This is a genomic window from Mucilaginibacter sp., assembly GCF_041663085.1.
Lineage (GTDB): Bacteria > Bacteroidota > Bacteroidia > Sphingobacteriales > Sphingobacteriaceae > Mucilaginibacter.
On sequence record NZ_JBAZRC010000173.1, the window covers coordinates 1 to 9933 of the forward strand.

8 protein-coding genes and 1 pseudogene are annotated in these 9933 nt (G+C 42.8%); 3 read left to right on the forward strand and 6 right to left on the reverse strand.

Annotated elements, in window-relative coordinates:
- Together WC615_RS20900 and tilS are read right to left on the reverse strand one after the other, a co-directional pair.
- Nucleotides 1-280, reverse strand: a pseudogene (locus WC615_RS20900) (hypothetical protein); the annotation flags it as partial.
- Nucleotides 270-1610 carry a tRNA lysidine(34) synthetase TilS gene (tilS, locus tag WC615_RS20905; RefSeq protein WP_372979999.1) on the reverse strand — a complete coding sequence of 447 codons (1341 nt, stop codon included), beginning with the start codon at nt 1608-1610 and terminating at the stop codon, nt 270-272. The pseudogene WC615_RS20900 and the gene tilS, both read right to left, overlap by 11 nt.
- 51 nt (nt 1611-1661) lie before the next feature.
- Between tilS and WC615_RS20910 the strand changes: the two genes are divergently transcribed.
- A complete protein-coding gene (locus tag WC615_RS20910; RefSeq protein WP_372980000.1) occupies nt 1662-4295 on the forward strand; it encodes an OstA-like protein in 2634 nt (877 codons plus the stop codon).
- Here WC615_RS20910 and WC615_RS20915 read toward each other — a convergent pair.
- The gene (locus WC615_RS20915) at nt 4285-4872 is read right to left on the reverse strand and encodes a non-canonical purine NTP diphosphatase (protein ID WP_372980001.1); all 588 of its coding nucleotides are present in this window, start codon (nt 4870-4872) and stop codon (nt 4285-4287) included. The genes WC615_RS20910 and WC615_RS20915 overlap by 11 nt on opposite strands.
- Before the next feature lies 1 nt (nt 4873).
- Complete coding sequence (locus WC615_RS20920) at nt 4874-5515, reverse strand: hypothetical protein (protein ID WP_372980002.1); 642 nt, start codon at nt 5513-5515, stop codon at nt 4874-4876.
- Nucleotides 5516-5667: 152 nt separating this feature from the next.
- On the opposite strand from WC615_RS20920, the gene WC615_RS20925 reads away from it, so the two are divergent.
- Together WC615_RS20925 and WC615_RS20930 are read left to right on the forward strand one after the other, a co-directional pair.
- Nucleotides 5668-7050: a peptidylprolyl isomerase gene (locus WC615_RS20925; RefSeq protein ID WP_372980003.1), complete on the forward strand. Its 1383-nt coding sequence runs from the start codon at nt 5668-5670 to the stop codon at nt 7048-7050.
- A 3-nt stretch (nt 7051-7053) separates the two neighbouring features.
- Complete coding sequence (locus WC615_RS20930; RefSeq protein WP_372980004.1) at nt 7054-8016, forward strand: AAA family ATPase; 963 nt, start codon at nt 7054-7056, stop codon at nt 8014-8016.
- 10 nt (nt 8017-8026) lie between these two features.
- On the opposite strand, the gene WC615_RS20935 is transcribed toward WC615_RS20930, so the two are convergent.
- Together WC615_RS20935 and WC615_RS20940 are read right to left on the reverse strand one after the other, a co-directional pair.
- The gene (locus WC615_RS20935; protein WP_372980005.1) at nt 8027-8893 is read right to left on the reverse strand and encodes a DUF4440 domain-containing protein; all 867 of its coding nucleotides are present in this window, start codon (nt 8891-8893) and stop codon (nt 8027-8029) included.
- A 97-nt stretch (nt 8894-8990) separates the two neighbouring features.
- The coding region (locus WC615_RS20940; RefSeq protein WP_372980006.1) for a DALR domain-containing protein at nt 8991-9933 on the reverse strand (943 nt) is incomplete at its 5' end.

Genomic DNA, 9933 nt, shown 5'->3' on the forward strand with positions numbered 1-9933 from the left:
TGCTGTTCAGGTCAATCTTTACCCTGCGTGTACTCCATAAACCATCAAGCAAAATACTTTTATTGATAACCCGGGTGCTAAAGTGCAGCAAAAAACCCATGATGATGGATATGATGATGATAACAAAGCCTACTATAGCCAGCAGGTCGCCGTTACGTTCGCGTTCGTCTGTAAAAAAATAAGCGGCAAAACAAAACATGGCCAAAACCAGGCGTATGGTAATGGGGATCCACTCCCTGCCTAAATATTGTTTTTCTACAAAAACCGATTTATCGCTCATAATTATACAGTTCGAATATAGTAACTTTTTTAGTGTTATTACTTACTTTATACCTTTCGTCGGGCCGGTAGCCACCTACCCAGATGATATCGCCGTTACCGTTTACCAGTACAGGCACCGTGCTTTTTTTATGCAGCGGTATCTTTTGGTGGATAAAAAAATCGCTCAGTTTTTGCTTGGTTTTCATCCCCAGCGGGTAAAAAACATCCCCTTGCTGCCAGCCCCGTAGCATAAGCGGGTATTGCAACAGCGCAGCATCAACAGAAACCGCCAGCGGGTTGTCTTTAACAATCAGCGGACTATCATCATGTAACAGGTTCAGCTTATAGTTGTTATAAACCACCTCAGTATCATTTTGGCCTATGCTTGTCTCGGTATCTTTTTTACCCGTTTTAGGCGATATAATGAGCTTGCCCCTATCTACCAGCAAGGTAAACCCTGCGTTTTCAAATGTGCGGCCGGCATGTTTGCCTAATACGCTTATCAGGTCGTCAACAACTGTTTCGGTAAAACCATAAGGTTGTAATAATTTAAAAAGCAGCAACCGCTTTGGCGATAGCTTGTTGAGTTCATCAATAGCAATGTGTACCTCGTTACCATCCGTAATTAAAAGTTGATCTTTCAAAGCATCAACCTTCTCGTTCAGCAGCACTTCCAGGTCGCGGAAATTGCGCAGGTTGTTCTCAAACGTAGCTTCCAGGTTTGGGTTAAGTTCTTTCAGTAACGGGATAACCTGGTGGCGTATTTTATTGCGCGCATATTTTACAGATGCGTTTGAGGCATCTTCTACATAATTTAAACCTTCGGCAGTAATAATAGCCTTTATCTCGTCGCGGGTAAGAAAAAGCAATGGGCGCACCAGGCGGCCATTTTTTGGTAAGATGCCATGCAGGCCGGCTATACCCGTACCGCGTGTAAGGTTTAACAATATTGTTTCAATAGTATCGTTCTGATGGTGTGCGAGCGATATGGGGTCATAACCTGCTGATTGACTGATTTCATCGAACCATTGGTAGCGCATATCGCGGGCCGCCATCTGGATAGATATTTTGTTATCAGCAGCGTATTTTTGGGTATCAAAATTAATGGTGTGGAAGCTAACCCCAAATTGTTGGGCAAGCTGCCGGGTAAATTCCTGGTCGGCATCAGCTTCGGGGCCACGCAGCATGAAATTGCAATGTGCTATGCCAAAATTAAAGCCCGCGGCTTTTAACAGGTGCGCCATTAATACCGAATCCATGCCGCCGCTTACCGCTGCCAAAATTTTGTTGGCAGGTGTAAATAAGCTATTTTGTTCAATAAAATTAACAAAGCGTTTAACCGGAAGCATACGTCAAAATTATTAATTTAATAACCCCCGCAAAAAACTAATTTTGCTATCGTGATAAAATACATTTTTGGTACTCTATTTATTTTACTAACGCTTACTGCTTCGGCCCAGAAAAAGTCGGTTGTTCACCTTATCCAATCTAAAAGCAGCGAGAGCATCTACATAAACGGAAGGAATGTGGTAAAGGTTTTTAAAGGGGTTTTTCAGCAGGATTATTCCATCATGCGTTCGGATAGCGCCTACTTTTACACCGCAGAGAACGCTTTTGATGCTTTTGGCAATGTAAATATTACCCAGGGCGATACCCTGAACATTTACTCGGACAAGCTGAACTACAACGGCAATACCAAAATAGCCATCCTTACAGATAATGTAAAGATGATTGATAAAGATGCCATATTAACCACAAACTACCTTACTTATAATACAGCTACACGCATTGGTACTTATACGGGTGGCGGTAAACTTGTTAATAAAGACAACACCCTTACCAGTAAGAACGGGTATTACTTTGCTTTCTCGCGCGATGCTTACTTCAGGTACAACGTGGTGCTGGTAACACCCGATGCCCTCATAAAAACCGACACCCTGCGTTATAACAGCGGTACGCGGATAGCTTATTTTTACGGGCCTACCAATATTTACGATACCAAGGACAAAAAAGACACCCTTTACACCGAGAACGGCTTGTATAACACTGTTACTGAGCAGGCTTTTTTTGGCAAAAAGAACCTTTACAAGCAAGGCACCAAAACCTTAACCGGCGATAGCTTATTTTACGATAAATTGCAGGGCTATGGCCGCGCTGTTAAACGCGTTACTTTTCATGACAGGGAACAAAACGTGACCCTAAAAGGCGACCTGGCCACTTACTATAAAGCCGGCGAACGCACCATTGTTACGCAAGACCCCTACGTAATTATTGTTACCGAAACTAAAGACACCACAAAAATAGATACCGTACCTGTTAAACCCGGTATAAAGCAGGCCAACCCAACGACTGCAAAAAACACCGCTATTATAAAAAAGGCAAATGCATTGGCAACCAAACCACCGGCCGGCACTATGCCTGTAAAAGTACCGCCCAATATTCCGGTTAAGCCCGAAGATATTACCACCGCTAAAATTGATACGCTAACAAAAATTGCATTAGCCAATAAAACAGCCATCAAAGCAGCGGCACCCGGGCTTATAAAAAAAGCTAATGCCTTTGCAAATAAACAGCCGCCGGGTACTATTCCTATTAAACCAACAGAAAAAGCTGTGGCTGATATTGATACGGCGATAAAAGCACCCGCACCTGATAAAAAGGTAAAGCGCGATTCGATCTATATATCGGCAGATACGCTGGAAACCCAGATAGTTACTTTTAAAGACCTGAAAATAATGCAGGAAAAGCAACGCCTGGCCAGCATCAGGGATACAACCGCAAAGAGTAAAAAATTAACTGCTGCCGAACAAAAGCTGGCTGATAAACTTTTAACCATAACCGCCCCAAAATGGAGAAGCGATACAACTTACCTGCATCCAAACTTTTTTGGGAAACCTAAGCCACAGGCCAAAGAAGTTCTTGATCTGAACAATAATAAAGGGAATGGTAAACTTATTGGTAGTAAAGGAAAAGAAACTGTAATTACAGAGAATAAACAGCAATCCACTCCCAAGAAAACAGAAGATGACATTAATAACGACCCTATATTTTACACCAAACCTGTTGTATTGAGTGATACCGCCAGGGTAAGGATAATTAAGGCCTACCATGGCGCCAGGCTGTTTAAATCTGACTTGCAGGCAAAAGCCGACTCAATGTTTTACAGCAATAGCGACTCTACCCTGCGTTGTTATGTACAACCTTTAATATGGACCCAGGGTTCTCAGTTATCGGGCGATACCATAACCATGCAGATGAAGAACAAAAAGCTGGATAACCTGAACCTGTTCCCCTCATCATTTATTGTAAATATTGAACCGGGCGATTCTACCAACTTTAACCAGATAGCAGGTAAAAAAATGAAAGGGTTTTTTAAGAACGACAAGCTGGACAGGATGTATATTGTAGGTAACGCCGAAAGCATCTATTACTCGCGCGACAGCCTTAAAAAGGTGGATGGCATGCAACGGTCGTTAAGCAGCCGGATGCGTATTTTTTTTAAAGACGGCGCTGCCAATAACATTTTCTTTACCAGTAAGCCCGAGCATCGCTATGGCCCTTTAGCCAAATTCACCGAGGATGAACGGATCCTTAAAGGTTTTATATGGAAGCCTAAAGAAAGGCCATTTTCAAAAGAATCTATCCTGCCATCATACAACAGAAAATTTGCAAAGGCACAGGCGGCGGCTGATAAAAAAATTGCGGATGCCAATAAAAACAAACCGAAAACACCGGGTTTAAAAACCGGTAAAGATTCGCTTGATAACAAAATAGCTGCACCGGCGGGGGCTAAAGCCGGGAAAGATAGTGTAGCTACATCAAAGCTTAAAATACCTGCCGCATCAAAAGCAGTTAAAGATAGTGTAGCTGCATCAAAAACACCTGTTATTACTGCGCCGGCTAATAAACCCAAACCAGATAGTACGACTAACAACAAGCAAACACCTGTTAGTAAACCTGTTGCAGATACGCTTAAAAACAAAAACCTGCCGGTTATAAAAACAAAAAAAGATACGGTAGCCGTTAAGCCTTAGGTTGGATATTTAAAAATGCGATAAGCTGATCAACGGCCCGGCCGCGGTGGCTGATGCTGTTTTTTTCGCCCATGCTCATTTCAGCGAAGGTTATGCCGTACCCGTCTGGTTGAAATATTGGATCGTACCCAAAACCCCCACTGCCACATCTTTCGGTGCGGATAGTGCCCGGCACTGTACCCTCAAAAAAGTATTCATCACCGTTCCAAATCAATGAAATAACAGTACGGAAACGTGCTTTGCGGTTTTCAACGCCATTAAGCTTTTCAAGCACTTTATCCATATTGGCAGCATGGTTACCATGTTCACCTGCATATCGTGCCGAGTAGATCCCGGGCTCGTTGTTTAAGGCCTCAATCTCCAGTCCGCTATCGTCGCCAAAACAGTTTAAGTTGTAGCGTTCATATATGTACCGGCTTTTTATAGATGCGTTTTCGTTAAATGTAAGGCCGGTCTCTTCAATATCATCATGGCAGTTTATATCATTAAGGCTTAATACTTTGAAATGATCGCCAGCCTTGGCCTGCAACTCTTCCAGCTTGTGGGTGTTGTTTGTAGCGAATACTAATTGCTGCATGTTATAGCGTTTTCATGTGTTCCCAAAAAATCTTCTTATTGTCGTTACTGCTCATCATTTCATCAAAGCTAAAGCTGTAAAGCACATGGGTTTTTTTACCCTGTAAAGGCTGGTTAAGCGGCAGGTTCCCAATACCCACAGGTAAAGCATCTTTCCCCATAATAACCAAACGGGTTGGTGCAAAAAAGGCGGCCAGTGCTGCCAGTTTTACAGGGGCGTATTTATTTACATTTAAAATGGCTACATCATCAAGGTCCAGTTCTTTACGTTTCAGGATGTTTTGAAGTGCGGCAAGATGGGTACCGGCTATATGCGTTTCGGTGGTGTAATTAACCAGCACCAGGAAATTTTTATTGTTTTTACCCAGATAATTAAACTCAGCTTCAACCGTTTGTATAACTGGCTCAGGTGTTGGGGCAGCAACGGCTGCAGGCTGTGGCGGGCTAACAAGTTGTACGTTAACAACCGGAGCGATCTGTGAGGGCTGTTCGGTAACTTCGGCAGTAACTGTTGCAGCTTCCGGCTTATCTGTAACAACAGGGCTGGTTGCCGGCGGGGTAATATTTACGCCTTTATCCTTATTAAGCAGGTAAATTTCATCCTGCATAATAAAACGGAAGGCCTGCGGGTTATCAACTTTCATATTTAACATAATTTAACCAAAAATACCTATTCCTGTTGAAGCATTATAAGCATATTCGTACATCGGGTTAATTATACATTATTATTAATAAATTTTACCGAAATTTGCATTTTTAACGGATAAACTATCCGTAATATTAGTTGAACAATTACATGAGAAAAATCGGACTGTCCATTTTAACTTCTTTTATATTTCTGTCATTTGCCCAGGCACAGGTACGTACACTTGATAAGATAGCCGCTGTTGTTGGTAGCAGCATTGTTTTACAATCAGATATTGAGTTGCAATACGCGCAGTACCTGGTAAGTGGCCAGCAGCCAAACCCAAGTATAAAATGCATCATCCTGCAAAATCAGCTTACCCAAAAACTACTTGCACAACAGGCCGTTATTGATAGCGTGCAGGTAAAAGATGAAGAGGTTGACGCCGAAGTTGACCGCCGTATGCGCAGCTTTATACAACGCGCAGGCAGCCAGGACAGGCTTGAGCAGTTCCTGGGCCGTTCGGTAATACAATATAAAGACGAACTTCGCCCGGATATTAAAGAATCGCTTGTTGCACAGCGCATGCGCTCAAAGATCACCGAAAAGGTAAACACTACCCCGCAGGATGTTAAAAGATACTATGAGAGCTTGTCAAAAGACAGCCTGCCATCATATAACAAAGAAATAGAGGTTGGTGAGATCGTATTTTCTCCAAAACTAAATAAAGAAGAGAAAGAATTTTATAAACAAAAAGCGGAGGAGCTAAGGGCAAGGGTTAAAAAAGGCGAAGATTTTGCTACACTGGCAAGGCTTTACTCGCAGGACCCGGGATCTGCACCTGAGGGTGGCGATCTGGGTTTCTTTGACCGCTCAACAATGGTTAAAGAGTTTACCGCAAATGCCTTTAAACTCAAAGCCGGTGAAATATCGCCTGTTTTTGAAACCGAGAACGGCTTTCACTTTTTACAGGTGATAGAACGCCGTGGCGAACAGGTACATGCACGCCATATCCTGATCATCCCCGCAATTACAGAATCCAGTTTAAACAGGGCTAAAACCACTGCCGATAGCGTTTATAATGCTATGATGGCTATAAAGAAATTCGATTTTTCAAGTGCGGCCGCGTTCTATTCTGACGATAAAGAAACAAAATTTAATGGTGGTATGATGTTGAATGCCGAGAACGTTCAAACACGTTCAACTTATATCCCAACAGATAAGCTTGACCCACAGGTTGCCCTGGTTACCGATACCATGAAAGTGGGTTCGATTTCAAAACCACAACTGTTTAGCGATGCACAAACAGGTAAAAAAAGCTATAAAATTTTATACCTTAAATCTGTTACGAATGCGCACAAAGCTAACTTAGAACAAGATTTTGCCAAGTTAAAAGACGAAGCTAACAACGATAAGCTTAGCCGTACCATAAGCCAATGGTTTGATAAACGCCGTAAAGAGACCTTTATTAAGATAGACCCCGAATACCAGGTATGCCCGCAATTAAAAGGGTGGGTAGTGGCCGAAACAACCGCACAAGCCAAAACAGAATAAAGTATGCAATACCGGTCGGATGTTGAGGCTGCAGATGCATTGAAGAAAGCTTACCAGCAAATTCGTGCAGAAATAGGTAAAGTAATTGTAGGTCAGGATGAGGTAATTAAGTTTGTACTGATATCGATCTTCAGTAACGGGCACTGCCTGCTTGTTGGTGTGCCCGGCCTGGCAAAAACCCTGCTGGTGCAAACAGTAGCACAGGTATTAGACCTCGACTTTAAACGTATACAATTTACCCCCGACCTGATGCCATCTGACATTATAGGCTCGGAGATATTGGGCGAGGACAGAAATTTTAAATTTATTAAAGGCCCGGTGTTCTCAAACATCATACTGGCCGATGAGATAAACCGTACACCACCAAAAACGCAGGCTGCCTTATTAGAGGCCATGCAGGAGAAAGCAGTTACTGCTGCCGGTGTTACCCATGCTTTGGCCAAACCATTTTTTGTATTGGCCACCCAAAACCCAATTGAACAGGAAGGCACTTACCCGCTACCCGAAGCACAACTGGACCGCTTTATGTTTAATGTTGCGTTGGATTACCCTTCTTTTAAAGAAGAACTGGAGGTTGTTAAAAACACCACCAGCACATCGCAGGTAAACGTTAATAAACAATTGAATGCCGACCAGATCATTTACTTTCAGCAACTGGTAAGAAATATACCCGTTAGCGATAATGTTTTAGAGTATGCGGTAAAGCTGGTTTCAAAAACACGCCCTAACAGCGAATTTGCAGGCCCGCAGGTAAAGCGTTTATTAAACTGGGGTGCAGGCCCGCGCGCCTCACAATTCCTTATCCTGGGGGCTAAATGCCATGCTGTGCTTAACGGCAAGTACTCGCCGGACATTGAGGATGTACAGGCAGTGGCAAAACCAATTTTAAGCCACCGTATTGTACGTAGCTACCATGCCGAAGCCGAAGGCCTTTCGGCCAATGATATTATTGAGCAGCTGTTTTAAGAGCCTTCGCTTAGTTTTCTACTGTCGAGAATATTTCCAATAGCATATTCCATCTGTAGCTGGCGTCAATTTCCCAAACACGTACGTAGTTGTAGTTATTAACGATGTTGCCTTTTTTGATGCGGGCTGTACCATAAGTATAAGCCAGGTCATTACTGGTAGAGCGGCCAACGTTTACCGTTTCGGCAGATATGCTGATACCTTCGTTAGCTAAAAATTTTAATATTTTATCGGTACCGCTTATTGGCTCAAAGCCCGGGAAGTAATATCGGGCCTCGGGGCTTAAAAATTCCTTATAAGCAGCTAATGTAGATAATGACAGCGAATGATTAAAAGTACCATCGGTACCGGTCAATATCTTTTTACCCGCAAACGGATCCTTACTTGGCGCTTTTTGTTTTGCCAGATCGGGCTCTTTAAAATCTGTAACCACTTCCTGCTCAGGCTCCGGGTGTTGTATACCCAGGTTGGTTACCAGTTTAAATTTATTATCTGAATTATCAAGGCGCCATATTGATAAGTAATCGCCATAAACTTTATCATCGTCTGTTTTGCCATTCTGATAAACGTACGGCCCGGCTGTAAAACCCAGATCGCCGTTTGCAGATATACGTGCAAATTTTGGCTGCCAGCTTAATTTACCGGGCTGCTTATCAATACCTTCATAAAAATCGGTTATTTTAACCACGTTGGGTTTAAAAACAAACCCTTCCGGGTCTGCAACGCCTAAAAAGCCATCTTTTATACCCTTACGATCAACTAATTTATTAAAGTTTTCTTCGGCGGTTACAACTGATGCCACTTCAACTTTTGTTTGTGACACAGCAGTAAGGCTTAGGCTTGATAATAGAATAGCAGCTAATATTGATCTTTTCATGTTAACGGTAGTATAGATTTTGTTGGGCAATTTAATAAATAATTTTACTGATAAACATAAAGCCCGCCCCGTGGCAAATTGTTTTAACACTTGTTAACTAAATTCTTACCCAGTCGGTAGTGCCTTGCTTATTATCGTTTAATTGAAACCCGATATTTTTTAGCCCTTCCCTTATCTTATCAGATGTGGCGTAGTCCTTATTTTGTTTAGCCTCGTTGCGCAATTTTATCACCAGTTGCATCAGTTCGTCAGTATCAGCATTATCGCCATCCTCTGTTTTTAAACCTAATACATCAAAAAAGAAATCGTTATACGTTTTCTTCATGCGTTCAAAAGTTTGCGCAGCTATCTCGCCCGAATTACGGGTGCTTGATGCGTACGAGTTTACCCACTTGGATAAATTACTTAATGCTTCTAACGTTTTTGGCGAATTAAAATTGTCGTTCATGCCTGCATAGCAGTCATCGCAATACCCGTTAATGGCCTTATCGGTCTCTTCATCAACATTGGTTATAGCTGCCTGTTGTAGCGTAACCAGCTTTTTAGCAGCTTCCGCAAGTTTTTTATAAAATATCTCGGCAGCTTCAATGGCCTCATTGCTAAAATCGACAGTACTGCGGTAGCTGGCCTGCATAAAAAAGAACCTCACCGTCATGGGGCTATAGCCTTTTTTCAGCAACGGGTGCGTGCCTAAAAATAACTCGTGCGGCAAAAAGCTGTTCCCTAACGATTTTGACATTTTTTGCCCGTTGGTGGTAAGCATGTTGGTATGCAACCAGTACGATGCAGGGTTTTTACCGCAGCAAGCCATGTTCTGTGCTATCTCATTAGTATGGTGGGTAGGCATCAGGTCAATCCCGCCGCCGTGGATATCAAATTGCTGGCCCAGGTATTTATTACTCATAGCAGAACACTCCAGGTGCCAGCCCGGGAAACCCAATCCCCATGGCGATGGCCACTTCATTAAATGCTCGGGCTTGGCTTTTATCCATAAGGCAAAATCAAGCTTGCCATGTTTCTCGTTCTGCCCGCCTAATGCA